At 64.3% G+C, this 26,088-nt stretch carries 27 protein-coding genes; 14 read left to right on the top strand and 13 right to left on the bottom strand.

Translation table 11 applies throughout. The annotated features are described in order from the left end of the window. Nucleotides 1-4: 4 nt before the first annotated feature. From MWN76_RS07325 to def, 8 genes are all read right to left on the bottom strand, one after another. Nucleotides 5-1,162 (bottom strand): ABC transporter permease, encoded by a 1,158-nt coding sequence (locus MWN76_RS07325; protein WP_250460619.1) that lies wholly within the window; start codon nt 1,160-1,162, stop codon nt 5-7. Further along, nucleotides 1,159-1,854: an ABC transporter ATP-binding protein gene (locus MWN76_RS07320; protein WP_250460617.1), complete on the bottom strand. Its 696-nt coding sequence runs from the start codon at nt 1,852-1,854 to the stop codon at nt 1,159-1,161. Before MWN76_RS07320 ends, MWN76_RS07325 begins: the two co-directional genes overlap by 4 nt. A gap of 52 nt (nt 1,855-1,906) precedes the next feature. Then, nucleotides 1,907-2,956: an efflux RND transporter periplasmic adaptor subunit gene (locus MWN76_RS07315; protein WP_250460615.1), complete on the bottom strand. Its 1,050-nt coding sequence runs from the start codon at nt 2,954-2,956 to the stop codon at nt 1,907-1,909. 96 nt (nt 2,957-3,052) lie between these two features. Continuing rightward, the gene (locus MWN76_RS07310; protein ID WP_250460613.1) at nt 3,053-4,504 is read right to left on the bottom strand and encodes a TrkH family potassium uptake protein; all 1,452 of its coding nucleotides are present in this window, start codon (nt 4,502-4,504) and stop codon (nt 3,053-3,055) included. A 104-nt stretch (nt 4,505-4,608) separates the two neighbouring features. Beyond that, a complete protein-coding gene (trkA, locus tag MWN76_RS07305) occupies nt 4,609-5,994 on the bottom strand; it encodes a Trk system potassium transporter TrkA (RefSeq protein ID WP_250460611.1) in 1,386 nt (461 codons plus the stop codon). A gap of 152 nt (nt 5,995-6,146) precedes the next feature. Beyond that, on the bottom strand, nt 6,147-7,451 hold the full coding sequence (gene rsmB, locus MWN76_RS07300; RefSeq protein WP_250460609.1) for a 16S rRNA (cytosine(967)-C(5))-methyltransferase RsmB: 1,305 nt from the start codon (nt 7,449-7,451) through the stop codon (nt 6,147-6,149). A 4-nt stretch (nt 7,452-7,455) separates the two neighbouring features. Next, on the bottom strand, nt 7,456-8,415 hold the full coding sequence (gene fmt, locus MWN76_RS07295) for a methionyl-tRNA formyltransferase (RefSeq protein ID WP_250460607.1): 960 nt from the start codon (nt 8,413-8,415) through the stop codon (nt 7,456-7,458). A gap of 64 nt (nt 8,416-8,479) precedes the next feature. Next, on the bottom strand, nt 8,480-8,986 hold the full coding sequence (def, locus tag MWN76_RS07290; RefSeq protein WP_250460605.1) for a peptide deformylase: 507 nt from the start codon (nt 8,984-8,986) through the stop codon (nt 8,480-8,482). A 277-nt stretch (nt 8,987-9,263) separates the two neighbouring features. Here def and MWN76_RS07285 point away from each other — a divergent pair, with 277 nt between their 5' ends. The 10 genes from MWN76_RS07285 (at nt 9,264) to MWN76_RS07240 (ending at nt 18,270) form a co-directional block, all read left to right on the top strand. Beyond that, nucleotides 9,264-10,334 (top strand): LysM peptidoglycan-binding domain-containing protein, encoded by a 1,071-nt coding sequence (locus MWN76_RS07285; RefSeq protein ID WP_250460603.1) that lies wholly within the window; start codon nt 9,264-9,266, stop codon nt 10,332-10,334. Between the two features lie 114 nt (nt 10,335-10,448). Continuing rightward, a complete protein-coding gene (gene dprA, locus MWN76_RS07280; protein ID WP_250460601.1) occupies nt 10,449-11,585 on the top strand; it encodes a DNA-processing protein DprA in 1,137 nt (378 codons plus the stop codon). Between the two features lie 287 nt (nt 11,586-11,872). Continuing rightward, nucleotides 11,873-12,823: a tetratricopeptide repeat protein gene (locus tag MWN76_RS07275; protein WP_250460599.1), complete on the top strand. Its 951-nt coding sequence runs from the start codon at nt 11,873-11,875 to the stop codon at nt 12,821-12,823. A gap of 223 nt (nt 12,824-13,046) precedes the next feature. After that, a complete protein-coding gene (locus tag MWN76_RS07270; RefSeq protein WP_250460597.1) occupies nt 13,047-13,613 on the top strand; it encodes an L-threonylcarbamoyladenylate synthase in 567 nt (188 codons plus the stop codon). Nucleotides 13,614-13,639: 26 nt separating this feature from the next. After that, nucleotides 13,640-14,545 (top strand): oxygen-dependent coproporphyrinogen oxidase, encoded by a 906-nt coding sequence (gene hemF, locus MWN76_RS07265; RefSeq protein ID WP_250460595.1) that lies wholly within the window; start codon nt 13,640-13,642, stop codon nt 14,543-14,545. A gap of 31 nt (nt 14,546-14,576) precedes the next feature. After that, the gene (locus MWN76_RS07260; protein WP_250460593.1) at nt 14,577-15,035 is read left to right on the top strand and encodes a hypothetical protein; all 459 of its coding nucleotides are present in this window, start codon (nt 14,577-14,579) and stop codon (nt 15,033-15,035) included. Then, entirely contained in the window at nt 15,032-15,856 is an 825-nt protein-coding gene (gene aroE / locus MWN76_RS07255; protein WP_250460591.1) for a shikimate dehydrogenase, read from the top strand. The genes MWN76_RS07260 and aroE overlap by 4 nt, the downstream gene beginning before the upstream one ends. Before the next feature lie 221 nt (nt 15,857-16,077). After that, the gene (gene purE, locus MWN76_RS07250) at nt 16,078-16,569 is read left to right on the top strand and encodes a 5-(carboxyamino)imidazole ribonucleotide mutase (protein ID WP_250460589.1); all 492 of its coding nucleotides are present in this window, start codon (nt 16,078-16,080) and stop codon (nt 16,567-16,569) included. Nucleotides 16,570-16,597: 28 nt separating this feature from the next. Further along, nucleotides 16,598-17,719 (top strand): 5-(carboxyamino)imidazole ribonucleotide synthase, encoded by a 1,122-nt coding sequence (locus MWN76_RS07245; RefSeq protein WP_250460587.1) that lies wholly within the window; start codon nt 16,598-16,600, stop codon nt 17,717-17,719. A 149-nt stretch (nt 17,720-17,868) separates the two neighbouring features. Further along, nucleotides 17,869-18,270, top strand: a complete 402-nt coding sequence (locus MWN76_RS07240) for a hypothetical protein (protein WP_250460586.1) — start codon at nt 17,869-17,871, stop codon at nt 18,268-18,270. A gap of 15 nt (nt 18,271-18,285) precedes the next feature. On the opposite strand, the gene MWN76_RS07235 is transcribed toward MWN76_RS07240, so the two are convergent. Beyond that, nucleotides 18,286-18,888 (bottom strand): LysE/ArgO family amino acid transporter, encoded by a 603-nt coding sequence (locus tag MWN76_RS07235; RefSeq protein WP_250460584.1) that lies wholly within the window; start codon nt 18,886-18,888, stop codon nt 18,286-18,288. A gap of 116 nt (nt 18,889-19,004) precedes the next feature. Between MWN76_RS07235 and MWN76_RS07230 the strand changes: the two genes are divergently transcribed. Beyond that, nucleotides 19,005-19,892 carry a LysR family transcriptional regulator ArgP gene (locus tag MWN76_RS07230; RefSeq protein WP_250460582.1) on the top strand — a complete coding sequence of 296 codons (888 nt, stop codon included), beginning with the start codon at nt 19,005-19,007 and terminating at the stop codon, nt 19,890-19,892. Between the two features lie 8 nt (nt 19,893-19,900). Here the strand turns inward: MWN76_RS07230 and MWN76_RS07225 are convergent, their stop codons facing one another. From MWN76_RS07225 to MWN76_RS07210, 4 genes are all read right to left on the bottom strand, one after another. After that, on the bottom strand, nt 19,901-20,419 hold the full coding sequence (locus MWN76_RS07225) for a carboxymuconolactone decarboxylase family protein (RefSeq protein WP_250460580.1): 519 nt from the start codon (nt 20,417-20,419) through the stop codon (nt 19,901-19,903). A 51-nt stretch (nt 20,420-20,470) separates the two neighbouring features. Then, on the bottom strand, nt 20,471-21,106 hold the full coding sequence (gene tmpT, locus MWN76_RS07220) for a thiopurine S-methyltransferase (protein WP_250460578.1): 636 nt from the start codon (nt 21,104-21,106) through the stop codon (nt 20,471-20,473). Nucleotides 21,107-21,234: 128 nt separating this feature from the next. Then, a complete protein-coding gene (locus MWN76_RS07215; protein WP_250460576.1) occupies nt 21,235-22,152 on the bottom strand; it encodes a LysR family transcriptional regulator in 918 nt (305 codons plus the stop codon). A gap of 101 nt (nt 22,153-22,253) precedes the next feature. Beyond that, on the bottom strand, nt 22,254-22,811 hold the full coding sequence (locus MWN76_RS07210) for a gamma carbonic anhydrase family protein (protein ID WP_250460574.1): 558 nt from the start codon (nt 22,809-22,811) through the stop codon (nt 22,254-22,256). Nucleotides 22,812-22,876: 65 nt separating this feature from the next. Here MWN76_RS07210 and MWN76_RS07205 point away from each other — a divergent pair, with 65 nt between their 5' ends. From MWN76_RS07205 to MWN76_RS07195, 3 genes are read left to right on the top strand one after another with little or no spacing between them, the layout of a single operon-like run. After that, nucleotides 22,877-24,925 (top strand): M3 family metallopeptidase, encoded by a 2,049-nt coding sequence (locus tag MWN76_RS07205; RefSeq protein WP_250460573.1) that lies wholly within the window; start codon nt 22,877-22,879, stop codon nt 24,923-24,925. A gap of 41 nt (nt 24,926-24,966) precedes the next feature. Beyond that, nucleotides 24,967-25,236 (top strand): YheV family putative zinc ribbon protein, encoded by a 270-nt coding sequence (locus MWN76_RS07200; protein WP_250460571.1) that lies wholly within the window; start codon nt 24,967-24,969, stop codon nt 25,234-25,236. A gap of 6 nt (nt 25,237-25,242) precedes the next feature. Further along, a complete protein-coding gene (locus tag MWN76_RS07195) occupies nt 25,243-26,073 on the top strand; it encodes a hypothetical protein (RefSeq protein WP_250460569.1) in 831 nt (276 codons plus the stop codon). Nucleotides 26,074-26,088: the final 15 nt, after the last annotated feature.

Below are 26,088 nucleotides of genomic sequence, written 5' to 3'. Positions count from 1 at the left end.
CGCTTTATCCCCTGTTGAATGCGGTGACGATGTTCAGGCGCAGCGCATTGATCGCCGGCAGCAGACCGGTGATCAGGCCCAGCAGCAGCATGAAGCCGATTGCCTGCAGCACGGTATCGCCGCCCATGACCAGGTTGGGCAGGAAGCGCGCCATCGCCGCCTTGGCGCCCTCGATCAGGAACCAGGCGGCGGCCAGACCGGCGAGGCCGCCGATCAGCGCCACCAGCAGCGATTCGGACAGCACCATGCGGAAAATCCGCGCGCTGGAAAAGCCGAGGGTTTTCAGTACCGCAATTTCGCCGGTGCGTTCCCGGATTGCCAGCGCCATGGTGTTGCCGACCACCACCAGGATGGTGAAAAAGGCCATGAACACGACCCCGAAAATGATCAGGCCGATATTGCCGATCTGTTCGATAAACGCTTTATTGAAAGCCTTTTCGGTACTGGTATCGGTTTCGTACTGGGAGTTGGCAAACGACTCGTCGATGCGCTTGGCGACGGCTTCGTTCAGCGACGGGTCCTCGGTGGTCAGCGTCAGCCAGCCGATGGTGTCGCCGCCGAAGGTCTGTGTCTCCATAAAGTATTTGTAGTGAAATACCAGGTAGCCGGTATCGTACTGCTCATTCTCGCCGGTAAAGATTCCGGAGACGACGAAATCCCAGGTGTGGCCGCCGTCCCGGTGGGAGAAAATACTGGACGAGATCGGTATGCGGTCGCCGATCTTCCAGCCGTGGATTTTCGCCAGTTTTTCACCGATCAATGCGCCCTGGCGATCCTGCAGCCAGGCGCTGCGCTGTTCCGGTTCTATCACCACCTCATCATAAACCCGTAGGTAGGATTCCGGCTCCACCGCCATGGTCACCAGCTGCTGGGTCGGATCCTGGTAGTAGCCGCCGAACCAGTTCATGTGAGTCACGTTGCGCACGCCCTCCATGGCCGCCACCTTGCGGTAGTAGGAAATCGGCAGTGGATTGGTGAAATTGATGCGGTTCACCACCACCAGCCGGTCGTCGGCGGCCAGGTCGATGCCGGAATCCAGTGCGCCTTTCAGCGTCGTTACCGCGCCGAATATCAGGAAGGCGATAAAAATTGCAAAGCAGGTCAGGAAAAGCCGCAGTGGCTTGCGCGTCATGTTCTTGACGATCAGGTAGAAATCAGTCATGCCGCCACTTCCCTCTGTTCGAACCGGCCTTTGTCCAGGTGTACCGTCCGCTTCGCGTAGCGCGCCGCCTCCGGGTCGTGGGTCACCATGACAATGGTCTTGCCGTGCTCGCGATTCAGCAATTGCAGCATCTCGAGGATTTCGTCGGCGGTCTTGCGGTCCAGGTCGCCGGTGGGCTCGTCGCACAGAATCAGGTTGGGATCGGAGACGATGGCGCGGGCGATGGCGACGCGTTGCTGCTGTCCGCCGGACAGCTGGTTGGGCATGTGCCGGGCGCGGTCGTTCAGGCCCACCAGGGCCAGCGCGGTCTCCACGCTGACCCTGCGCTGTGCCCTGGAGAGCTTTGTCAGCAGCAGTGGCAGTTCCACGTTGCGCGCCGCATTGAGCATCGGCATCAGGTTGTAGAACTGGAAAATGAAACCGATATTGTGCGCGCGCCAGCGGGTGAGTTCGCTTTCCCTGAGATTGTCGACGCGGCTGCCGTCGAAATGGATCTCGCCGCCGCTGGGCTGGTCGACGCCGCCGAGCATATTCAGCAGCGTGGTCTTGCCGGAACCGGACGGACCCATGATGGCGAGGAAGTCGCCGCGTTCGATGGACATGTCCAGGTTGTCAAAAATGGAAATCTCTTCCTTGCCGCGCACGAAATGTTTGCTGACACCGTTGAGTTGAAACAGTACATCCTCTGACATCGCCAAATCCCTCCGCTTGTTTGTAACGTTATTTTTCGATCGGGCTCTCCGGCTACGAAGATTGCCCCTCCGCCAGGAAGGCTACCTTGACGCCCATATCCGGCAGGATGCGCGGATCCTTTCTGTCGATACCGACGCGCACCTGCACTGTCGCCTTGGCGCGGTCGGCGGTGGGAATGATCGCAACCACGGTGGCCGGGATTTCCCAATCCGGATAGGCATCCAGGGTTGCGCTCACTTTCTGCCCCTCGCGCACGCGGCCGATAAATGCCTCGTTGACATCCACCTCGATTTCCAGTGAATCCATATCGACGATGGTGCAGATACCGGTGCGAGTAAAACCGCCGCCGGCGGAGCTGGGGGCGACGATTTCGCCGGGCTGTGCATTTTTCTGTGTAACCACACCGGTGAAGGGCGCGCGAATGGTGTAGTCATCCAGCTGTTCGCGCTGGCGCTGCACTTCCAGTTCCGCCACGCGGATATCGGCGCGCGCGCTGGCCAGTTCCGCAACCAGGCTCTCGACACTGGCTTCGCTCTGGGTCAGTTGGGCGCGGCTGGAATAGTTCTTGTCCATCAGTCCGGCGTAGCGGACCCGCTGGCGGCGTGCCTCGGCCAGGTTGGCTTCGATACTGGCGATGCGGGCCTGCAGCACCTGCACCCGCGCCGCGGCCAGGTCCAGTGCCACCCGCGCCTTGGCGGCATCCAGTCGCGCCAGTACCTGGCCTTCGTCGACGCGCATGCCTTCCTCGACATCGACGCCGACGATCAGCCCCATGACTTCCGCCGATACGGTGGCCATGCGGCGGGCGGTGATATAACCGGAGGCGTTGAGTACGGTTTCGCGGACTTCGGCAGCGGGGAGAGGCGCGGGTCGGGCCGGTGCGGATGTCTCGGAAGCGGTGGCTGGTGGCGCGGTTGCCGGCGCGGGTTCCGCTGCAGGATCCGCGGCAAACTGCGCCATTGCCACGGCCCCGATCAGTATGCCGGTGGCGGCGCTGATGGCAGCGGCGATCAGGAGGCCTCTGGTCGGTGTGCGCGAATCGGTTCTCGCCTCCCGGTCAATTTTCAACTGGTCGAGGAGTTCGCTGGTGTTTCTGCTCATGCTGCCGGTTTCTTATTATGACTACTTCCTGTAGTCCGCTACTGTGGCAGAAACTTACAAATTTGACTATCGCACAAGAGTACCGATTGTGGCCGACTAATGACGCCAGAACGCGGGCGTCAGCAGCACCAGCAGGGTGAAGATTTCCAGGCGGCCCATCAGCATGGCCAGGATCAGGAACCACTTGGCCACCTCGTTGACCGAGCTGTAATTCGCGGCGGCCTCACCGAGGGCCGGGCCGATATTGCTCAGGCAAGAGGCAACGGTGGAAAAAGACGTCTCGAAATTCTCGCCGGTGGCCATGACCACGATCGTCAGTACGAAGAAAGACAGGATATAGACGGCAAAAAAGCCCCACACGGCGTCGGTGACTCTCTCCGGCACGATTTTCCGGTTGACCTTGATCGGCACCACCGCGTTGGAATGGACCAGCCGGTTCAGCTCCCGCAGGCCGGATTTCATGATCAACATCACGCGCACCGCCTTGATACCGCCCGAGGTGGAACCGGCACAGGCGCCCATGATGCCGATCATGATCAGTATGTAGGGCAGGAACGCGGGCCAGGCGTAGAAGCTTTCGGAGCCGAAGCCGGCGGTGGTGCCGATGGAGACAACCTGGAAAACACCGTGCAGCAGGCTGCCCCGCAGTGAGAAGGTACCGGAGGCCCACAGGTAACCGACGATCAGTACGCAGGCGCCGATGGTCATCAGCACGTAGAAACGGAATTCGGAGTCTCGCCAGTAGTGGCGCAGGGTGCGATTGCGGAAGGCGAAGAAGTGCAGGCCGAAGTTGATCCCCGCTGTCAGCATGAAAATGATGCAAATCACCATGATCGCGTGATTGTTGGCGTAGAAGCCCATGCTGGCGTCGTGGGTGGAGAAGCCGCCGTTGGCGACCGTGGAGAAGGCGTGACCCACAGCGTCGAACACTGTCATGCCGGCCCACCAGTAACCCAGGCTGCAGAGCGCGGTCAGGGTGATGTAGATCACGAACAGCGCGCGAGCGGTCTCGGCGATGCGCGGCGTCAGCTTGGTGTCCTTCACCGGCCCGGGAATCTCCGCCTTGTACAGCTGCATGCCGCCGATGCCCAGCATCGGCAGTACTGCCAGTGCAATCACGATCACGCCGATACCGCCGAACCACTGCAACTGCTGGCGGTAGTAGAGGATCGCCGGCGGCAGGCTGTCGAGGCCGGTGATGGTGGTGGCGCCGGTTGTACTGAGTCCGGAGATGGATTCAAAGATGGCGTCGGTAATACTCAGGGCCGGGTGGGGGCTGATGATCAGCGGCAGGGCGCCGAAGCTGCCCAGTACCAGCCAGAACAGGGAGGTCACCACGAAGCCGTCGCGGGTGCGCATTTCCTGGCGCAGGTCGTGTACCGGCAGCCACATGAACAGGCCGGTCACCAGCGTGATGACAAAGGCGGCGGTAAAGGCGCTGTGGGAGCCGTCCTCGTACCACAGGGACACCGCGATCGGCGGCAACAGCGTGAGGCTGAACACCGTCAGGAGAATTCCGAAAACCCGCGCAATTACCGCTATTCGCATTTCAGCCTGTCATTGATCCAAATGTAGGGGGCGCCGTGGGCACCGTTGATACCGGCGGTGCGCACGGCGCACCCTACCCGAGTCCCGAGTCCCGAGTCCCGCTCTTAAAAGAAACTGAAGCCCACCTGGAACAGCTGCTCGACATGCCGGGTGTGGCGCCGATCCACCAGGAAGACGATCACATGATCGTTGGTCTCCACCACCACATTGTCGTGGGCGATCAGCACCTGGCTGCCGCTGTCGGTCTCGCGCACGATGGCGCCGATGGCGGCGCCCTCCGGCAGGTCGATATCCTCGATCTTCCTGCCCACCACTTTCGATGTGCGGCTGTCGCCGTGGGCGATCACTTCGATGGCTTCCGCCGCGCCGCGCCGCAGCGAGTGCACATTGACCATATCGCCGCGGCGCACGTGGGTCAGCAGGCTGCCGATGGTGTTCTGTTGCGGCGATATGGCGATATCGATCTCGCCGCCCTGTACCAGGTCCACGTAGGCGCGGTTGTTGATCAGCGTCATCACCTTGCGCGCGCCCAGTCGCTTGGCCAGCAGCGACGACATGATATTGGCCTCGTCGTCGTTGGTCAGCGCCAGGAAGACATCGGTGTCCTCGATATTTTCTTCCAGCAACAGGTCCTGGTCCGAGGCACTGCCGTGCAGCACGATACTGTTGGACAGTTCTTCCGACAGGAACACACAGCGCTCGTGGCTCTGCTCGATGATCTTGATCGAATAGCGCTGTTCCAGCTTGCGCGCCAGCCGCAGGCCGATATTGCCGCCGCCGGCGATGGTGACGCGCTTGTAGCCCTGCTCGAGGCGTCGCAGTTCACTCATGACCGCGCGGATATCGGCGCGTGCGGCGATAAAGAAGACCTCGTCGCCGGCCTCGATGACCGTGTCCCCCTGGGGAATGATGGGGCTGTTGCGCCGGTAGATGGCCGCCACGCGGGTATCCACCTTGGGCATATGCTGGCGCAGGTAGCTCAACTGGTGTCCTACCAGCGGGCCGCCCTGGACGGCGCGCACCGCCACCAACTGTACGCGGCCGTGGGCGAAGTCCAGCACCTGCAGTGCGCCCGGGTGTTCCATCAGCCGCGCGATATATTCCGAGACCAGTTGCTCCGGGCTGATCAGCACGTCGATGGGAATGGCCTGGGTATCGAACAGCTGCGGGTATTTGAGGTAGGAGGCGGCGCGGATGCGGGCGATCTTGGTGGGTACGCGAAACAGCGAGTGGGCGATCTGGCAGGCCGCCATGTTGGTTTCGTCGTTATTGGTCACCGCCACCAGGATATCGGCATCCTCGATGCCGGCGTCCAGCAGTACGTCCGGGTGGGAGGCGTGGCCGATGGTCACGCCGATATCGATGCGGTCGCGCAGCTCGCGCAGGGTTTTCTCGTTGCTGTCCACCAGCACGATATCGTTGCGCTCGGAGGCCAGGCTCTCCGCCAGCGATCCGCCCACCTGGCCGGCACCAAGAATGACAATTTTCATAAGCGATCACAGCCGACTTGTTATTCTGGCCGCAGGGTGCGCGGCGGCGGACAACGGCTCCGTGCATTGCCCGCACGGACGCTCACCTGGTGGCCTCGCACCTTCTATACATAAGTTGAGCGAATTTGAGATGGGCGGGCGCACGGCGCGCCCTATGACTTCTGCAACAGAGCGTAGTAGAAACCGTCGCCACCATCGCCGTGTGGAAACAACTGCATACCCGCTTGCTGCGGTTCCCCCCAGGGTTCGTCGCCCAGCAATTGCGGCGTATTGTCGCGCGCATCCCCGGTCTCCGCAACGAAACGCGCCACCACCTCCGTGTTTTCCGCCGGCAGTATGGAGCAGGTGGCGTAAAGCAGGCTGCCACCGGGCTTCAGCAGGCGCCACTGGGCGCGCAGTATCCGAGCCTGCAGCTGCGCCAGTTCGCCGATATCCGATTCCCGCCGCAGCAGCTTGATATCCGGGTTGCGGCGGATTACGCCGGTGGCGGAGCAGGGCGCATCCAGCAGGATGCGATCGTAGGGCTCGCCGTTCCACCAGGCGTCCACCTCGGCGGCGTCGGCGCAGATCAGCTCCGCCTCGAAGCCGGTCCGGTGCAGGTTTTCCGCCACCCGCTCGAGGCGGTCTTCGTCTATATCCAGTGCGCCGAGCGCGATATCCGGCTGCTGCTCCAGCAGGTGGCAGCTCTTGCCGCCGGGCGCGGCGCAGGCGTCCAGCACCCGCTCGCCAGCACGCGGCGCCAGTAGCAGTGCCGCCAGCTGCGCGGATTCGTCCTGGACACTGACCAGCCCCTCGGCAAAGCCCGGCAGCTCGCCCACCGCGCAGGCCGCGGCCAGCTGGATACCCACCGGCGACACGCGGCAGGCGCCGGCGGCGATACCGGCGTCGGCCAGCAGTTGCAGGTAGGAGTCACGGGAAGTCCTGGCGGCGTTGACCCGCAGGGTCATCGGCGGGTTGCTGTTGTTGGCGCGGAAAATATCGGAGGCCCGCTCGGGCCAGGCCGACTTGATGCGCTGTTGCAGCCAGGCCGGGTGCATGGAACTGAACTGGGGATTGCCGGACAGTTTGCGCTGCAACTGCTCGCGGTTGCGCTGTGCATTGCGCAGCACGCCGTTGATCAGGCCGGTGGCGCGGTCCAGTTCCAGTGCGCGGGCCGCGTTGACCGTGGCCGAGATGGCGGCGTGGTCGGGGATGCGGGTGTACTCCAGCTGGTAGAGGCCCAGCAGGATCAGTGCTTCCACGCGGCTGTCCGCCGGCGGCCTGCGCAGCAGCTTCCCGGCCACCAGCTGCAGCCGCGGCGCGGTGCGCGCGCCGCCGTAGCAGAGTTCCCGCAGCAGGCCGCGGTCGCGTTCGTCGACACCCTGTTCGGCGCGCGGCAGCAGCCGCGCCAGCGAACCCCGTTGCTGGAGCAGGTCGCCCAGTACCCGCGCCGCCTGTGCGCGCACATCTCCGCTCATCGATCTATTGCCCCAGCCGCGTGCCGGGCGCGAACAGCGCCCGGTAGCCCTTGAGAATTTCCGCTGCCGGCAGGGCCTTTTTGCCCGGCAGTTGCAGTGATTTCAGGCGCAGCGCGCCGCTGCCGCAGGCCACCAGCAGGCCCTCGTCGTCGGCGGCAAGCAGGGTGCCCGGGGCATCGTCGCGGCCGCCGTGTTCCACTTGTGCGCCGTGGATGCGCAGCCGTTGCGGGCCCTTCTTGTCCTGGTAGCTGGTCCAGCACACCGGGAAAGGGTTGAAGGCGCGGATCTGGCGTTCCAGTTCCGCCGCCGGGCGCTGCCAGTCGATCCGCGCCTCGTCCTTGCTGATCTTGCCGGCGTAGTTGGCCCCGGCCTCATCCTGCGCTCGCGGTTCTGCCGTGTCGTCGGCCAACTGTGCCAGTGCGTCCAGCAGCGCCGGCCCGCCCAGTTGGGCGAGTTTGTCGTGCAGGTTGCCGCCGGTATCGCCCGGGGCGATGGCGCAGCGGCGCTCCACCAGCACCGGGCCGGTATCCAGGCCCGCCTCCATCTGCATGATGGCGACGCCGCTCTCGGCGTCGCCGGCCTCGATGGCGCGCTGGATGGGCGCCGCGCCGCGCCAGCGCGGCAGCAGTGAGGCGTGTACGTTCACGCAGCCGAGTCGCGGCGTGTCCAGCACCGCCTGCGGCAGTATCAGGCCGTAGGCCACCACCACCATCGCGTCGGCTTCCAGCGCCGCCAGTTCCGCCTGCGCCGATGCGTCGCGCAGGCTCTGCGGCTGGTAGACCGGTATCCCGTGTTCCAGCGCCAGCTGCTTGACCGGGCTGGCGAGCAGCTTCTTGCCGCGCCCGGCGGGCCTGTCCGGTTGGCTGTAGACGGCGATCACCCGGTGCGGGCTGTCGAGCAGGGCCTGCAGGTGCACGGCGGCAAAGTCCGGCGTGCCGGCGAAGATCAGGTTCAGTGGTTGCATAGATTCAAAACAAAAAAAGCCGCCGGGAGGGCCGGCGGCGGGATACTCTTCGGTGCGGGGCGCGTCAGGCGCGCTTGCGCTGGGACTTCTCCAGTTTGGAGCGGATGCGGTTGCGCTTCAGCGGCGAGATATAGTCCACGAACAGCTTGCCGTTCAGGTGGTCCACCTCGTGCTGGATACATACCGCCAGCAGGCCCTCGGCCTCGATGGCGAAGGGCTCGCCGTGCTTGTCCAGCGCCTTGACGCGCACCTTGCGCGGGCGTTCCACCGTCTCGTAGAAACCGGGTACCGACAGGCAGCCCTCGTCGTACTGGTGGATCTCCTCGTCGAGGATTTCGATTTCCGGGTTGATGAACGCCAGCGGTTCGCTCTGGTCCTCTGACACGTCGATGACGACGATGCGCTTGTGCACATTGACCTGCGTCGCCGCCAGTCCCACGCCGGGGGCGTCGTACATGGTCTCGAACATGTCGTCCACCAGCCGGGTCAGCTCGTCGGTCATCTTGTCGACCGGTTTGGCGACCTCGCGCAGGCGCGGATCGGGGAATTCTAGAATTTCGAGTTTGGCCATAACACCCTGGTCATCTCTGTCAATCTACTGTGCGGGCACCCGCGGGTGTCCGCCCGTCACGACTACAGCGCTGCCCACCTGTGACAAACTTCTAGTAATCGTGGAACTTGCGCTGATAACATAATGATCGCGCTCAATATTTGCCGATTTTGGAGTCTTATTTTCTACTGACGTTCCCGTCAGGCTCCAGCCATGCCCGCCGCCTCTGCGGCGGGGCCCGATGGGGCAGCGGCCCGGCGCTGTGAATTATAGCGATAAAGAGCATAGGAATGCTTCCATGAAAAAAATTATCCTGGCCGCGGCCGTATTACTGGCGGCGACCTTCGGCATTCAGGCGCAGGATCAGGTGCGCCTCAATCCCGACCACCCGGATGTCTATGTGGTGCAGAAAGGCGACACCCTCTGGGATATCTCCGGTCGCTTCCTCACCCAGCCCTGGTACTGGCCGGAAATCTGGCAGGTGAATCCCCAGGTCGAGAACCCGCACCTGATCTACCCCGGCGACCGCCTGCGCCTGGTCTATGTGGACGGCGAGCCGCAGCTGCACCTGGAGCGCGGTCCCCAGGCCTACAAGCTGAGCCCGGCCGCCGATGCCGGCAGCCTGCACCCGCGCGTGCGCCGCGAGGCGGTGGGCGAGGCGATTCCGGCGGTGCCGCTGGAGGCCATCAACGCCTTCCTGTCGCGCACCCGCATCGTCGGCCCGGAGGCCTTCCGCGGCACTCCCTATGTGATCTCCGGCGCCGACCAGCGCATCCTGATGGGGGCCGGCGAGAAAATCTACGCCCGCGGCGATTTCCGCGAGCCGTTGGCTTCCTATGGTATCTATCGCCCGGGTGAGGTGTACACCGATCCCTATAGCGGCGAGGTGCTCGGGATGAAGGCGCTGGATGTGGGCTCCGCCGACCTCTACCAGCTGGATCCGGATAACCGCCAGGATTTTGCCGTGGCCACCATGGAGGTGACCCGCACCTCCCGCGAGATCCGCCTCGAGGATCGGCTGTTGCCGGTTGAAGAGCGCTCCATCGCCGCCCTGTTCCAGCCGGGTTCGCCGCCGATGCCGATCGAGGGTGTGATCCTGGGTGTCGAAGAGGGCGTCACCCAGATCGCCAAGTTCGACGTCGTGGCCGTCAACCGCGGCGCCCGCGAGGGGTTGCAGCCGGGTCATGTGCTGGCCATCTTCAAGCGCGGCGCCACGGTGCGCGACCGCATCGAGCGCGACACCGTGAAACTGCCGGACGAGCGCGCCGGTGTGCTGATGGTGTTCCGCACCTTCGAAAAGATGAGCCTGGCACTGGTGCTGGAGGCGGATCGCCCGCTGGAAGTCATGGACCTGGTGCGGAATCCTTAGTCGGGACTCGGGACTCGGGACTCGGGACTCGGGACTCGGGACTCGGGACTCGGGATGCCCCGGCGCTTGAACAATTAGCTCCCAAACCCAATCACAACCTGAATCGACAATCGCATGGACGCGTTGACTGCAACCCTGGCCCTGCTGCGGCTCGAGGGCATGGGCCCCGGCCGCTACTGGCAACTGCTGGAACATTTCGGCGATGCCGGCACGGCCCTGTCCTCTCTCCCCGAACCCCTGTTGCACAAGCTGCCCGAGCGGGCCCGGTCCCAATGGCGCGATTTCGAGCGCCGCGGTGAGGGCAGCGAGCTGGTGCAGTGGGCCCAGGCCGAAAGGGCGCGCTGTGACGATGCCTGTGTGCAGCTGCTGTGCGGCGATCGAGACGACTATCCGCAGCTGCTGGCGCAGATCTCGCGCCCGCCGCCGATTCTCTACCTGCGCGGTCGACCCGACGCGCTGCACCTGCCGCAGATCGCCGTGGTCGGCGCGCGCCGCGCCAGCCGCGCGGGGCTCGACAACGCCCGCGCCTTCTCCGCGGATCTGGCCGGCGCCGGTTTCGCCATCACCTCCGGCCTGGCGCTGGGGGTCGACGCCGCCGCCCACCGCGGTGCGCTGCAGGCCGACGGTAACACGGTGGCGGTGCTCGGCAGCGGTGTCGACCGGCTCTACCCGCGGCGCAACGTCGCCCTGGCAGAGGAAATTCTCGCCAGCGGCGGCGCCGTGATCAGCGAGATGCCGCTGGGCGCATCGGCCGAGGCCGCCAACTTCCCGCGCCGCAACCGTATCATCAGCGGCCTGTCCATGGGGGTGTTGCTGGTGGAGGCCGCGGTGCGCTCCGGCTCCCTGATCACCGCGCGCCTGGCGCTGGAACAGAACCGCGAGGTGTTCGTCATTCCCGGTTCCATCCACAACCCGATGTCGCGCGGCTGTCACCGGGTCATCAAGCAGGGCGCGGCGCTGGTGGAGACCAGTGCCGATATCGTCGAGCAGCTGGGCGGATTGCTGGCGCGGCCGCAGGTGCAGGAAATCGCTTCGACCGAAGCTGTAGTGGAGCCGATCCAGCGCCGCCTGGTCGATGCCCTCGGTGGTGACCTCCGCAGCATGGAGCAATTGGCCCGTGACACAGGGGATGACACTGGTGAACTGATGGCGGCGCTGCTGCAAATGGAGCTGGCGGGGCTGGTGGAGCAGGTAGCCGGCGGTTACCAGCTCACACCTGGAGGAGCGGAATCCCTGTTGACGGGGGCCTGACTCCCGGCAGTTTTGCGATTTCTGAGGATCTGGAGGACCGTATGCCGATAACAATAAGGGCCTGTCTCTGCCTTCTCATCGCTGTTCTGGTGGGCTGTGCCTCGCAGCCGCCGATTGTTGAGTTTCTCCCGCCACCGGAGCACTCCCGGGCCGGGTTGCTTCGCGGTGGCCCCCTGGCCACAGTGAGTGCACTGCCGGACGACCAGATATTACAGCTCAGCCCCGCCATGAAGGCGCTTCTCGAAACCATCCCCGAAGGCCCACCCGGGTACCGTCTGGATCACTTGATGACAGAGTTGGAGTCACGGGCATTCAGTGTCTATTACGACGCCAACGCCACCCTGCCCGCGGCGGAAGTGTTCTCCCGTCGTCGGGGCAACTGCATGGCGTTCAGCGCACTGATGGTGGCCATGGCCCGGGAGCTGGGTATCGAGGCTCACTTTAACCAAGTGATGGTGCCGGCCACCTGGCAGCTGGAGAGCGAACAGATCGCCGTCTACCGGCACGTCAACGTGGTGGCGGATGCCGGGCGCGGGCAACGCGTGATCGATTTCAACTTCACCGGCTACAGCGCCGACTACCGGCAGCGGCAACTGACGGACGCCGAGGCATTCGCACGCTACTATAGCAATATCTCGATGGAACTACTGGATAATGGCGATTATCGCGAGGCCCACCGGTATTTGCAGAAGGCGTTGCAGCTTAATCCCGGCGACACCACCCTGTGGAATAACCTCGGGGTCATTTACCGCCGGGCGGGTGAAGCGAGCCGCGCCCGGTCGGCTTACCTGATTGCACTGCAGCAGGATGACGAAAACCTGTCTGCAATGGCCAACCTGGAGCAACTGTCCCGGGCGGGTGGGGAATTGGCGCTCGCGGATAACCTCAGCCACCGGCTGACGAGCTATCGCAGGAAAAACCCCTATTTCTGGTACACGCAGGCCCTGAAGGCCTATCGACGCGGCGACTACACTTCCGCTGCGGACAGCGCGGAAAATGCCATTTCGATCGAGGACCTGGACCACCGTTTTCACTTCCTGCTGGGAATGGCCCGCTTCCGTCTCGGTGATAGCGACTATCGGGGGGAGTTTCGTACTGCCATGAAACTGGCGGACAGTGACGTGGCGCTCAGTGGATATCGTCGCAAAATGGATTTGCTGGGAGAGGAGATTGCGGCCTCGCCGCGCCGGGAGCGGCGCCACCCAAACCGTGCCCCTTTGTGGTGGTGGTGGCATTGAGCACCGTGGAGCAGAACTGGCTCGGCTGTTCAACGAGTTGCGTAGACACCGGAGATAAACTGCTCGAAGCCTGTTCCGGGCAGTTGTGAACTTGTGCGGCGGGTAACAATCCGCTAGTTTGCCGCGTCTCCGGAATTATCAGGGCGAGAGGGCTGACATGAGAAAGCCATTCACGGCGAAATTGGGCCATCAATTGCAACGGCGCCAGATCGGGTAAGGGTCGATGATGTACTCGTCTCTCGCCGTCAACCGAGCCGCCCGCGCCCTCGCCGCCGGCGGTGTCATCGCGCACCCCACGGAATCGGTCTGGGGGCTCGCCTGCGATCCGTTCAATGCGCAGGCGGTCGAACGGCTGCTGCACCTGAAGAACCGGCCGCTGGAGAAGGGGCTGATCCTGGTTTCCGGCGACGAGCGCGACTTCGGTGCGCTGCTGGACAACCTGTCGGCGGCGCAGCTGCAGCAGCTGCACGCCAGTTGGCCCGGCCCGGTTACCTGGCTGGTGCCGCATTTCGGCCGTATTCCGCCCTGGATCAGCGGCGCCCATCACTCGGTCGCGTTGCGCTGTAGCGACCACCCGTTTACCGCGGCACTGACGCGCGCCTATGGCGGTGCTATCGTGTCCACCTCGGCCAATCCGGCCGGCTGCCAGCCGGCACGGCACAAATTCCAGGTGCTGCGCTATTTCGGCGATGCGCTGGACTTCGTCGGTGGCGGCGCCACTGGCGGCCGCCGCGCGCCCAGCGAGATCCGCGACCTGATCAATGGCGGCGTAGTGCGCCCCGGTCAGTAACCTCCCCGACAACAAAGATTCCTACCATGAGTGAAGTGGATACCAACGCGGTCAAAAACTATCTGCTCGATCTGCAGGACCGCATCTGTGATGCCATCGCCGCCGAGGATGGCGGCGCCTTCCGCGAGGACGCCTGGGACAGGCCCGGCGGAGGCGGTGGCCGCACCCGTGTGCTGGAAGAGGGCGCGCTGATAGAGAAGGGCGGGGTGAATTTCTCCCATGTGCACGGCGAGGGCCTGCCGCCGTCGGCCACCGCGAACCGGCCGGAGCTGGCCGGGCGCTCCTTCCAGGCCATGGGGGTGTCGCTGGTGATCCACCCGCGCAACCCCTACGTGCCCACCAGCCACGCCAACGTGCGCCTGTTCGTGGCGGAAAAACCCGGTGCCGAACCCGTCTGGTGGTTCGGCGGTGGCTACGACCTGACACCGTATTACGGCTTTCATGAAGATGTGGTGCACTGGCACCGTACAGCCCGCGATGCCTGCGCGCCTTTCGGCGAGGATGTCTATCCGCGTTTCAAGAAATGGTGCGACGACTACTTCTACCTGAAGCATCGCAACGAGGCGCGCGGGGTGGGCGGGCTGTTTTTCGACGATTTCAATGAGGGGGGCTTCGACAGCGCCTTCTCGCTGATGCGCTCGGTCGGCGACAGTTATCTGGACGCTTATCTGCCCATCGTGCAGAAACGCAAGGAGACGGACTATGGCGAGCGCGAGCGCAATTTCCAGCTGTACCGCCGCGGCCGCTATGTGGAGTTCAACCTGGTCTACGATCGCGGCACCCTGTTCGGCCTGCAGAGTGGCGGCCGCACGGAATCGATCCTGATGTCGCTGCCGTCGCTGGTGCGCTGGCAATACGACTGGCAGCCGGAACCCGGCTCCGCCGAGGAAAAACTCTACACGGATTTCCTGCCGCACCGCGACTGGGTCTGAACCGCAAAAAAACGAATTGAGGAGAGCCGCAGTGCACAAAGGGCGACTCGAGGAAATCAACCGCCTGTTCCTGGACTACCGCCGCCAGTTCGAGGTTGGCGACGCGCGACAGGTGGCGGACTTTTACCGCTTCCCGCTGCATTACTACCGCGAGGATGGCAGCAAGCAGGCCGTCGGTCGCGAAGAGTTTGTACAGCAGGTGGACAAGTTGCTGAGGGCCTACCAGCGCCTGCAGGTCAGCCAGATAGTCGGCACCGTGACCGATGTGATCGAGTTGAACGAGAACAGCAGCCTGGCTTCACTGAACTGGACGCTGCTCCGCCCGCAGGGGGAAAAAAGCGGCGAGCTCTACAGCGCCACCACCCGCTATCTCGTCGGCGACACGGAGGACGGTCTCAAAATCGACGGGCTGGTGCTGGTGGACGAGGCGGCGAAGATTCGCGGCGCCGTGCGCGCGGGGAAAAGAGCCGCTGGTGGAGCGCAGGGATGACCGATCAATACGCCGTTGTGGGCAACCCGATCGCCCACTCGCTGTCGCCGCAGATTCACCGCGCCTTTGCCGCGCAGATCGGTGAGGACATTCGCTACGATAAACTGCTGGCGGAAAAAGACGGCTTTGCGGATTTCGCGCGCCTGTTTTTTGCCTCCGGCGGCCGCGGCCTGAACATCACCGTGCCGTTCAAGCTGGATGCCTACGGCTTTGCCGATGCGCTGACCGAGCGCGCCCGCGCCGCGGGCGCAGTCAACACATTGAAAAAGCGCGACGACGGCAGCCTGCTGGGTGACAACACCGACGGCGCCGGCCTGGTCGCGGATCTGCGCGATAACCTGGGCTGGTCGATTGGCGGCCGGAAAGTCCTGCTGCTCGGCGCCGGCGGCGCCGCCCGCGGTGCACTGCTGCCGCTGTTGGACGAAAAGCCGCAACTGCTGCATGTGGCCAATCGCACCTTCGCGAAGGCGGAGCAGCTGGTTGCCGAGTTTTCCGCCCGCGGCCCGATGAGCGCCGGCGGCCTGGAGCTCTTCCCCGGCGACTTCGACCTGATCATCAATGCCAGTTCCGCCAGCCTCGGCGGCGAACTGCCACCGCTGCCGGACTCCGTGGTCGGCCCCGGCTGCTGTGCCTACGACATGGTCTACGGCGCCGAACCGACGGCGTTCATGGCCTGGGCGTCGGCGCGCGGCGCCGAGGTCGCGGACGGCCTCGGCATGCTGGTGGGGCAGGCGGCGGAATCGTTTTACCTGTGGCGCGGAGTGCGCCCGGAGGTCGCGCCGGTGCTGGCCGGGCTGCGTGCGCGGCTGGGTGAAGAGTGACCCGATCGGTCCCCAGCGCCAGCTGAGCGGGCCAAAAGGGCCCCGTCAGGGGTGCTTTCTCGCCGGGTTTTGGTATCCTCTCGCCCCTATTTTGGGGCAGCCGGTGGTGCCGGAGCGGGCGTTCTGCCGGATTTTCCACCCGCGATCACCCTACCCTTTACTATCAGCCGGTGGCGAAACCAGCCAGTCAGGCGCTCGTGCAATACTGGAGTTAACAGTAAGTGAAACAGATTCCCTTCGAAAAAGTCACCATCGTGATGGGATCCCAATCTGACTGGCCGACCATGCAGCGGGCGACGGTACCGCTCACGGAGTTGCAGGTGCCCTTCGCCACCGCTGTGGTCTCCGCCCACCGCACGCCCCAGCGACTGGTGGAATTCGCCAGCAACGCCCACGAGCGGGGCACCCAGGTGATCATCGCCGGCGCCGGCGGCTCCGCCCACCTGCCGGGCATGATCGCCGCCATGACGCCGCTGCCGGTGATCGGCGTGCCGGTGGAGAGCAAATTCATGACCGGGATGGACAGCCTGTTGTCGATCGTGCAGATGCCCAAGGGCGTGGCGGTTGCCACCCAGGCCGTGGGCGCCTCCGGGGCCTACAACGCGGGCCTGATGGCGGCGCAGATGCTGTCGCTGACAGACGCGCAACTGCAGCAGCGGCTGATCGCCTGGCGCGAAAACCAGAGCGCCCAGGTGCCGTTCGAGGTCGAGTGAAGTCGGGATTGAGAGAGGTAGTCCGGAAATGACAGTCAGGCGCGTAGGCATAGTCGGCTGTGGCCAGTTGGCGCAGATGATGGCCCAGGAGGCCCGGCCGCTGGGTATCGAATTCAGCTTTCTCGCCGAGGGCGGGGAAAACACCAGCTGCGTCGAGGGGCTGGGCACCATTGTGCACGCCGGCGACGGCGACGACGCGGATGCGGCGTCGCTCTACCGCGCCATGGGCAGTCCCGAAGTGATCACCGCCGAGCGCGAGCAGGTATCGGTAGAGCTGTTGCGTGCGCTGGAGAAATTCTGCCCGGTCTACCCGCGCCCGGATGCGTTCGGGAAAACCCAGCACCGCCTGCGGGAGAAAAATGCCATCACCGCCGCCGGCCTGCCGGTGGCGCCTTTCCTGCCCGCCAACAACTACGGCGAGATCTGCACCGCAGTCGAGAAACTGGGTTACCCGGCGTTTATCAAGAGCTGTGAGAACGGCTACGACGGCAAGAACCAGTGGCGGGTGGACAGCGACGCGTCGCTCGAGGCGCTCCGCGGCCAGGTGCCGGACGATGAATACGTGGTGGAGAAGGGCATTGACTTCTCCCGCGAGGTGTCGCTGATCGGCGCCCGCACCGCCGACGGCCAGGTGGTGACCTACCCGCTGGCGGAGAACGATCACTACCGCGGCACGCTGCTGGTATCCACCGCGCCGGCACCGGACGTCGGCGAGGCATTACAGAAAACCGCGCAGGACTACCTGTCGACGCTGATGAACGCCTGGGACTATGTCGGCGTACTGGCGATGGAGTGCTTTGTCAGTGACGACGGCCTGCTGATCAACGAGCTGGCCCCGCGCGTGCACAACAGCGGTCACTGGACGCTGGCCGGTGCCAAAACCAGCCAGTTTGCCAATCACGTGCGCGCGATCCTCGGCATGCCACTGGGAGACACCGACAGCGAACGCCCGGCGGTGATGATCAATATGCTCGGTGTCGACAAGAAGCCGACGCTGGCGAACGAGGGTGTCTGGCTGTACGGCAAGAGCCTGCGCCCCGGGCGCAAGATGGGCCACGTGATTCTGCTGGACGACAGCCAGCGGGCGCTGGCCGAGCGCACACAGGCGATGCTGGAAGCGCTCTACGGCGAGTCCGGACGGCCCGCCTGATCCCCGTCGGGAGGCATGGCCCCGCAAACGGGGCTGTGCCCGATTTCTTTTGTAAATCCCCCCTGAGCCGTAATAGTGAACTCCCCGTTTACGGTGCGGTTCCGCGGCTTTGACAGACTGCCGCCCATTCATTGCGTCGGAGATAACCAGTGCGAGAATTCGTCAAAAACCTGTCGGTCTGCTTCGCCGCCGGCTGCCTCGGCGGCCTCGGTTATGCGCTGGCGCTGTGGGCCCTGGGCCACTACGGTTTTACCCGCTGGGCGGGTGTCGATATCGCCCCGTATCTTTCCAACGCCTACCTGTACCAGCGCATTGTCTGGGGCGGCATCTGCGGGCTGATTTTCCTGCTGCCGTGGCGGAGGTCCTGGCTGGCGCGGGGATTTTTCCTGTCGCTGATACCGGCCGGCGTGCTGCTGTTCCTGCTGCTGCCGATGCGCGGCTACGGCCCCGGCGCCCTGGCGCTGGGAATGCTGGCGCCGCTGGTCATCGTGCTGGCCTGCGTCGCCGGCGGTATTGCCGGGTCGGGCCTGTTGCGCGCCCAGGGCAAGTGACAACGGGACCGGGTATCAGTGCGCAAGCAGCAGCTGCGCGGCCACGCCGAACATCATCGCGGCCACACACAGGTCGAGCAGGCGCCAGACCGCCGGGCGAGCGAGCCGGGGCGAGAGCCAGGCGGCTGCGAGGGCGAGGCCGAAGAACCAGGTCACTGATGCGCTGGCGGCGCCCAGCGCGTAGGCGCCCGGTTCGGCCTGCTGGGCGCCGAGGGAGCCGATCAGCAATACCGTGTCCAGATAGACGTGCGGGTTCAGCAAAGTTACTGCCAGGGCGGTCAGCAGCACGGCGCGGAGGGAGCGGGGGCCGGCGTCCGTGGCCCGTGTGAGTCCCTGTGGGCGAAGGGCGCGAAGCAGGGCCCGGAATCCGTACCAGAACAGGAAAATCGCACCGCCCCAGCGCGCCGCGGCCAGCAGCAACGGGCTCTGCAGCAGCAGGGTGGCCAGGCCGAATACGCCGGCGGTAACCAGCACCACATCACACAGTACACACAGCGCAGCTACCGGCAGGTGGTGTTCGCGGCGCAGGCTCTGTGCCAGTACAAAGGCGTTCTGTGTTCCTATGGCGATGATCAGTCCGGCGCCCACCAGCAAGCCGTTCAGGTAACTCTGCCACATTCCACCACTGCTCCTCTTTGTGTCAATTCATCGATCTGTTCCAGCGCTGGCGAGTCTGTACCGATAACTGCTATAAGAAAAACAAATATCCCTGATGGCCCATTAGAGAAATCGATATGTTTGACTACAAGCTGCTATCTGCACTGGCTGTGGTGGTGGAGCAGGCCGGCTTCGAGCGGGCCGCACAGGTGCTGGGGTTGTCGCAATCGGCGGTGTCGCAGAGGATCAAACTGCTCGAGGCGCGGGTCGGCCAGCCGGTCCTGGTGAGGGCGACACCGCCCCAGCCCACTGAACTCGGCCGGCGCCTGCTCAACCATGTGCAGCAGGTGCGTCTGCTCGAACGGGACCTGCAGGGGCAGGTACCGGCCCTCGATGAGGGCGGCCCACCGGAGCGCCTGCGTATCTCGATCAATGCCGACAGCCTGGCGACCTGGTGGGCGACCGCCGTGGCCGATTTCTGTGCCGGGCAGCGAGTGCTGCTGGACCTGGTGGTGGAAGATCAGGAGGTGGGTTTCAGGCGCATGCGGGCGGGTGAGGTAGCGGCCAGTGTCTGTGCCGCCGAGCGACCGGTGGCCGGCGCGCGCAGCGTTCCGCTGGGGGCCATGCGCTATCGGGCCCTGGCCAGCCCGGGGTTTATCGCCCGACATTTCCCTGCAGGCGTGACGCCCGCGGCACTGGCCCGGAGCCCGGCCGTGGTTTTCGGGCCGGACGATTTTCTCCAGCACCGCTACCTGGAATCGCTGGGTATCGCCGGCACTTTCGCCCATCACCTTTGCCCGTCCTCGGAGGGTTTTGTACGCCTTACTTCGGCGGGTCTCGGCTGGGGGCTGGTGCCGGAGCTGCAGGTCGGTGACGCGCTGGCCCGCGGCGAGCTGATGGAATTGCTGCCGGAGCGGCCGGTGGATGTACCGCTTTACTGGCACTACTGGCGCAACGGCGGTGAACTGTTGCGAGAGCTTACCGGCCAGCTTGTCCGGGCTGCAGAGCGACTATTGGTGCAATAGGCAGTCGCTCAGGCCGCAAACTCTATCTCCACCAGGCTGCAACTCTGCGTATGGCCGAGCGCGCGTTTGATGGTCGGGTAGATGGGCGCGCTGGCGACGCAGACGCCCAGTTCGATGCGCTGGTGCCTGTCGAGCTGTGTATCGATACGCTCGTTCAGTTGCGGATCGATATTGCGGTAGCTGGCCACGGCGGTAGCGAAATCGAAAATATCCTTCAACGCTTCCGGCAGGCCGCTGCCGCCGTGAATGCAGGCGCGCACCAGCCTCTCGTCCACACCCGCCTCCAGCGCCATGCGCACCATCAGCTGCAGGCACTCGCCGCAGTCCGCCACCTGCATCGCCGCCAGTTTGCCGACCCAGTAGGTCTCCAGTGGCAGGAACTCGCGGTGGTAGGACAGCGGGCGGAAGTCGGCGAACTTGCGGAAGCCTTCCGGGGAACTTTCCCACAGTTCCTTCAGGTAGGTCGCGTCGTAGCGGTAGTGTTGCGAGAAGCTTTCCAGTTCCCGCAATTGCTCTTGTCTGTCCACGGTGTTGCTCCTCTTCGGATAGTTTGAATCTGGTGTGGCGCGCGGCGCGCGCTACGGAACCAGCAACCAGGCGCTTTCCTGCGCGGCACATTTGCCCTTGAGGCCGCCGGGCACCTTTCTCTGCTCCAGCCGGGTCAGCTGGTAGTGGTCGCGGTAGTGCTGCCGGACTTCCGTGTCGTGGATGGAAAACGGTGGGCCGTCCATCAGCTCCTGATCGTATTCAAAGGTGATCAGCAGCTGCGGCGCGCGATCCGTGATGTCCACCAGGTGTGAGGTGTAGCCCGCGCGCATGCTGCGGGGCAGGGCCACCAGTGCGGCGCGATCGTAGACCGTATCCACCGGCCCGAGCATTGCCCGGGACAGCTGGAAGATATCGCCGACGAAAATATCGATACCGTCGGCGCGACAGTGGCTGAGGTCGCCGGCCGTGGAGATTTCCGGCTCCACATCCAGTTCGTCGAACAACTGCCGTACCGCCGTTTCGCTGAGCTCGGCGCCGGCGACGCGGTAGCCCTGCGACAACAGCCAGGCGATATCGCGCGTCTTGCCGCACAGTGGCAGGAACACGCGGCCACCGTCGGGTACCGACAGGTGCGGGAAATACTCGACCAACAGGGTGTTGGCCTCGCCCTCGTGGAAGGCGATCTCGTTGTCCGTCCATTTTCGGTGCCAGAAATCTGCGTCCATAACGTTTTCCTTTTTGGTCAATCTGCGGGTTCGGTGTCCGGGCAATGGTCGACTGGCAGATCGCAGCGAGGGCGTCATAGTGCGACCGGTGTGAGATGGGTGAAAGTTGGAATCTATCGGGTTTTCCGTTAGGTGGCGCTGCGGGCATCCTCCACCGGCGGGCTGTAGTAGTTGCCGTAGAGGCGTCGCGCCTCGCGGGCGAACCAGCGCGCGGCGGTGCCCAGCGGGGTGCTGGCGGACCAGAGCAGGTCGACGCCCAGGCTCCAGGCGCTCAGTGCACTGGTCAGGTTCAGCTCCACCAGTTTGCCGCTTTTCAGGAAGGGGCGGGCCAGTTCGAAGGGCGCGTTGACCCAGCCGACCCCGCGGCCGGCTAGGTCCAGCGCCTGCAGCAGCGAATCGCAACTCCAGCAGTGCGGCGACAGGCGCCAGCGGCCATTGTCGGTGGGCGAGGCGGCGATGATCTGGCGGTATTCCGCCGCATCGTTCAGTGTCGGTGCGGCCCGCTGCGCCAGCGGGTGCTCGGGGCTGGCCAGGGTCAGGATGCGCTGCTGCCCCAGGTTGCTGAAGTCCAGCGCATCCGGGTAGTTGTCCCTGGCGGTGACGAAGGCGAAATCCGCGCGGCCGCCGGCGATCTGGCCGATGGCACAGTCGGTGCCGGCGCTGCTGGAGCGGATGCGGGTGTGCGGAAAACGCTCGGCGAAGGCGGCCAGCATATCGTTCAGCCGGTCCGGCATCACCAGTTCCTCGAACACGATATGCAGTTGCGGCTCCTCGCCGCGCTGGTAGGAATCCGCCGCCTGCTGGAAACGCTGCAACTGGCCGATGGCCTGGCGCGCCAGTGGCAACAGTGCCTGGGCGGTGGCGGTGGGCGCCGGGTACTTGCCGCTGCGGTCGAACAGTTCCAGCGCCAGGTCCAGCTCCAGGTTGTGGATCTGCGCACTGACTGCCGATTGCGCCCGACCCGTGTCTCGCGCCACCGCGGAGAAGGAGCCCTTCTCGCAGGCGGCGACGAAGGTGCGCAGTTGCTCCAGGGACAGGTTGTTCATGAGTCGGTTCTCTGAGAAGCGCCTGCAGGAGTTGCTCTCGGGCGTGGAGCGGTGGGCCGCAGGCCCGCTCCCGGCAGGTTCACTCGTGCAAGGCTATGGCTTCAGGGCTGGTCGTGCTCGGTCAGGTACTGGTCTTTCAGTTTGACGTAGTTGGCGGCCGAATAGCGGAAGAACTCTTTTTCCTTGTCATTCAGCGGACGGGCCTGCCTACAGGGGGCGCCCACATACAGGTAGCCGCTCTCGAGCTTTTTGCCCGGTGGCACCAGCGCGCCGGCGGCCAGTACCACTTCGTCCTCGATCACAGCGCCGTCGAGAACGATGGCGCCGATACCGATCAGTACCCGGCTGCCGACGGTGCAGCCGTGCAGGCAGGCCTTGTGGCCGATGGTCACGTCCTCGCCGATCTCGAGCGGCCAGCCGTCGGCGTTGAAGGGCCCGGCGTGGGTAATATGCAGCACGGCACCGTCCTGCACACTGGTGCGGGCGCCGATCCGGATGCGGTGCATGTCGCCGCGCACCACCGCCATGGGCCAGACGGAGCAGTCGTCGTCGAGGGTGACATCGCCGATGACCGCCGACTGCGGATCGATATAGACGCCGTTGCCGAGCCGGGGGGATTTTTCTTTTTCGCCGTTGCCGTGGGCGCGTAATGGGGACATGGTCAACCTCCTGTACAATCAGTCTCCTATGATAGCTCTATCGATTTCTCTGCAAAGGGTGCTGTATGTCCAATCCGTTGTTGAATCTCCCGTTACTGCCCGCCTTCGACCAGCTGCAACCGTCGCAGGTGTCGCCCGCTATCGCCGAACTGATCGAAAACTGCCGCGCGCAACTGGAGAAGGGCCTGGAGAACCCGGGCTGGGATAACACCCTGGCACCGCTGGAAGCCGCCCAGGACCAGTTGAACCGCGCCTTCTCGCCGGTCAGCCACCTGAACAGCGTGCTCAGTGGCCCCTGGCGCGAACCCTACGAGGCCGCGCTGGCGGAGATTACCGCTTACTGGACCGAGCTGGGCCAGAACCGCGACCTCTACGGCGTCTACCAGCAACTGGCGGATTCCGCCGAATTTGCCGGCTGGCCCCAGGCCCGCCGGCAGGCGGTCAGGCTCGGCTTGCGGGACTTTGTGCTCAGCGGTGTCGGCCTGGAGGGCGAATCCCGTCAACGCTTCGCCGCCAACAGCCGCCGGCTGGCGGAGCTCGGCAGCCAGTTTGCCAACAATGTGTTGGATGCCACCAATGCCTGGACTTATCACACCGAGGACGCCGCGGAGCTGGCCGGCCTGCCGCAGACCGCAGTGGCCACCGCCGAGGCCGCGGCACAGTCCCGGACCCTGCCGGGCTGGGTCATCACCCTCGAGGGCCCCAGCTACCTGGCGGTGATGACCCACGCCGACAATCGCGCGCTGCGCGAGCGGGTGCACCGCGCCTTTGTCAGCCGCGCCTCGGAAACCGGCCCCGACGGCGGCAAGTTCGACAACTCCGCAGTGATGGAGGAAATTCTCAAACTGCGGGCCGAACAGGCCAGGCTGCTGGACATGGAGAATTACGCGGAGCTGTCGGTGGCCAGCAAGATGGCGCCGGATACCGACACGGTGCTGGCATTTCTCAACGACCTGGCCGAGCGCGCCAGGCCCGCGGCCGAGCGGGAATTTGCCCAGCTGAAAGCCTTCGCCGCGGAAACGCTCGACCTGCGCGAGCTGAAACCCTGGGATATCCCCTGGGCGGCGGAAAAGCTGAAACAGGAGCGCTACGCCATCAGCCAGGAGGAGCTGCGGCCCTACTTCCCCTATGAAAAGGTACTGGCGGGCCTGTTCGCGGTGGTGGAAAAGCTCTTCGGTGTGACCGCCGAGGTCGACGACAGCGTCGCCACCTGGCACGAGGATACGAAGTTCTTCTGGCTGAGCCGAAACGGCGAGCGTATCGCCGGCTTCTACCTAGATCCCTTTGCCCGCGAGAAAAAGCGCGGCGGCGCCTGGATGGATACCGTCTGTGTGCGCCGCGCAACAGAGGGCGGCCTTCAGCTACCCGTCGCCTACCTGGTGTGCAACTTCAGTGCTGCCGCCGGTGGCGAGCCCTCCCTGCTGACCCACAACGAGGTCACCACGCTGTTCCACGAATTCGGCCACGGCCTGCATCATATGTTGACCAAAGTCGATGTGGCCGCGGTGTCGGGCATCAACGGCGTGGCCTGGGATGCGGTGGAATTGCCGAGCCAGTTCCTGGAGAACTGGTGCTGGCAGCCACAGGCCATCGCCATGATGTCCGGCCACTACAAAACCGGCCAGCCACTACCGGCGGAACTCCTCGACAAAATGCTGGCGGCGAAGAACTTCCAGTCGGCCATGTTTACCGTACGCCAGCTGGAGTTTGCCCTGTTCGATTTCCTGCTGCACAGCCGTAGCGGCGGTGCCACGGCGGCCGGGATACAGCAACTGCTGGAGGATGTGCGCAAGCGGGTGGCGGTGGTGCCGTCGGCGGCGGAGAACCGCTTCCAGCACGGCTTCGCACATATTTTTGCCGGCGGCTATGCGGCCGGCTATTACAGCTACAAATGGGCCGAGGTCCTGTCGGCAGACGCCTTCTCGCTGTTCGAGGAAAACGGCATCTTCGATCAGGAGACCGGCGAGAAATTCCTGCACAGCATCCTCGAGCAGGGGGGGAGTCGCGATGCACAGGACCTGTTCACAGAATTCCGTGGCCGCGGGCCTAAAATAGACGCGCTGTTGCGTCACTCCGGTATTGAACAACTGGAACTGAACACGGACCCGGGCTGACAGGCCCGGATCTGCCGAATCGAATTGAGAGGTATCGATTGATGACCGACGAACAGCACAGACCGACGGCGCGCAAGCCGAAGAAACGCTTTATCGCCGGCGCCGTCTGCCCGCGCTGCAGCGAAATGGACAAAATCGTCAATTATCGCGAGGGCGATAAAAACTACCGCGAGTGTGTCGCCTGCGGTTTCAGGGATGAGATCCGCCTGCAGTCCTCGCCGCGCGAGCTGCAAACCCGGGTCAACACCAGCGGCGGCGCAGAGGAAGTCGAGACGCCGGTAAAAATTATTCAGCCCAATAAAAAACAATAACCCACTGTGAAAAAACTCTACCCGCTGCTGGCGTTTCTGCTGGTGGCCATCATCGCCGCACTGTTCGGCCTGGACCGCTACCGGGAGGTGCGGGAAAAGCAGCGCGAGCAGACCGCACACTTGCTGGCCCGTTGCGTCAACCAGGGGTTGCTGTCGCTGTTCAGCCTGCAGGGCAACGACTGGCGAGAACGCCCCCATTACCACCGGGAGCAGGCCCGGAAGCTGGATGGGGCGATCGAGGGTTTACCGCAGCAGCTGCTGGACGGCGAACCCTTTGCCGAGTGGCAGGCCGGCGTCGAGATCTGTCGTCAACTGACTCGCCACAGCAATATCCAGCACAAAACCATTTTTGAACCGCTGGGTGATTTTGCCTCACCAAAGATGCGCGATAGCGATACCTTCAAAAGTAGACGCTCACTCCATCATCGACAGCGCACGATCGATCGCCTGAAAGTCTCCGCCGAAGCCGCCGATCGCTACCTCGAGGACCTGCGTGTGGATATCCGCAACCAACTCGACGAAGGCGGTCTTTCACCACCGGCACGCGAGCGAGCGCAGGCGGAAATCGACACCGAAGTGCTCGACTACTATCGAGACGGAAATTTTTCCCGTCGCCGCGTCGATGCCTATCTGCAGCGCACGAAACGCTACTTTCAATTACTGGCAGAAAATCCGGACGGCTATACGCTGCGCGGCGGCAGCCTGTATTTCTATGATCGAGAATTGCGCCGTGAAATCGATCAGTTGAACAGCGCAATCATCCAGGGTGAGGCGGATTTTTTTGCAAACTGGACCCAGATAGTGGCTCGCCAGCAGAGCGGGGGAGCCGGATTCTGAACGGATCCGGGTAAC

The organism is Microbulbifer litoralis (assembly GCF_023634065.1).
In the GTDB taxonomy this organism is placed as follows: domain Bacteria; phylum Pseudomonadota; class Gammaproteobacteria; order Pseudomonadales; family Cellvibrionaceae; genus Microbulbifer; species Microbulbifer litoralis.
Note: the sequence above shows the minus strand (reverse complement) of the source record. Positions and strands in the feature narration are given on the sequence as shown.

Coding starts and splice junctions, on each gene's coding strand:
- MWN76_RS07325 (WP_250460619.1), bottom strand. CDS start 1,162: ATGACTGATTTCTACCTGATCGTCAAGAACATGACGCGCAAGCCACTG.
- MWN76_RS07320 (WP_250460617.1), bottom strand. CDS start 1,854: ATGTCAGAGGATGTACTGTTTCAACTCAACGGTGTCAGCAAACATTTC.
- MWN76_RS07315 (WP_250460615.1), bottom strand. CDS start 2,956: ATGAGCAGAAACACCAGCGAACTCCTCGACCAGTTGAAAATTGACCGG.
- MWN76_RS07310 (WP_250460613.1), bottom strand. CDS start 4,504: ATGCGAATAGCGGTAATTGCGCGGGTTTTCGGAATTCTCCTGACGGTG.
- trkA (WP_250460611.1), bottom strand. CDS start 5,994: ATGAAAATTGTCATTCTTGGTGCCGGCCAGGTGGGCGGATCGCTGGCG.
- rsmB (WP_250460609.1), bottom strand. CDS start 7,451: ATGAGCGGAGATGTGCGCGCACAGGCGGCGCGGGTACTGGGCGACCTG.
- fmt (WP_250460607.1), bottom strand. CDS start 8,415: ATGCAACCACTGAACCTGATCTTCGCCGGCACGCCGGACTTTGCCGCC.
- def (WP_250460605.1), bottom strand. CDS start 8,986: ATGGCCAAACTCGAAATTCTAGAATTCCCCGATCCGCGCCTGCGCGAG.
- MWN76_RS07285 (WP_250460603.1), top strand. CDS start 9,264: ATGAAAAAAATTATCCTGGCCGCGGCCGTATTACTGGCGGCGACCTTC.
- dprA (WP_250460601.1), top strand. CDS start 10,449: ATGGACGCGTTGACTGCAACCCTGGCCCTGCTGCGGCTCGAGGGCATG.
- MWN76_RS07275 (WP_250460599.1), top strand. CDS start 11,873: ATGACAGAGTTGGAGTCACGGGCATTCAGTGTCTATTACGACGCCAAC.
- MWN76_RS07270 (WP_250460597.1), top strand. CDS start 13,047: ATGATGTACTCGTCTCTCGCCGTCAACCGAGCCGCCCGCGCCCTCGCC.
- hemF (WP_250460595.1), top strand. CDS start 13,640: ATGAGTGAAGTGGATACCAACGCGGTCAAAAACTATCTGCTCGATCTG.
- aroE (WP_250460591.1), top strand. CDS start 15,032: ATGACCGATCAATACGCCGTTGTGGGCAACCCGATCGCCCACTCGCTG.
- MWN76_RS07245 (WP_250460587.1), top strand. CDS start 16,598: ATGACAGTCAGGCGCGTAGGCATAGTCGGCTGTGGCCAGTTGGCGCAG.
- MWN76_RS07235 (WP_250460584.1), bottom strand. CDS start 18,888: ATGTGGCAGAGTTACCTGAACGGCTTGCTGGTGGGCGCCGGACTGATC.
- MWN76_RS07230 (WP_250460582.1), top strand. CDS start 19,005: ATGTTTGACTACAAGCTGCTATCTGCACTGGCTGTGGTGGTGGAGCAG.
- tmpT (WP_250460578.1), bottom strand. CDS start 21,106: ATGGACGCAGATTTCTGGCACCGAAAATGGACGGACAACGAGATCGCC.
- MWN76_RS07215 (WP_250460576.1), bottom strand. CDS start 22,152: ATGAACAACCTGTCCCTGGAGCAACTGCGCACCTTCGTCGCCGCCTGC.
- MWN76_RS07210 (WP_250460574.1), bottom strand. CDS start 22,811: ATGTCCCCATTACGCGCCCACGGCAACGGCGAAAAAGAAAAATCCCCC.
- MWN76_RS07205 (WP_250460573.1), top strand. CDS start 22,877: ATGTCCAATCCGTTGTTGAATCTCCCGTTACTGCCCGCCTTCGACCAG.
- MWN76_RS07200 (WP_250460571.1), top strand. CDS start 24,967: ATGACCGACGAACAGCACAGACCGACGGCGCGCAAGCCGAAGAAACGC.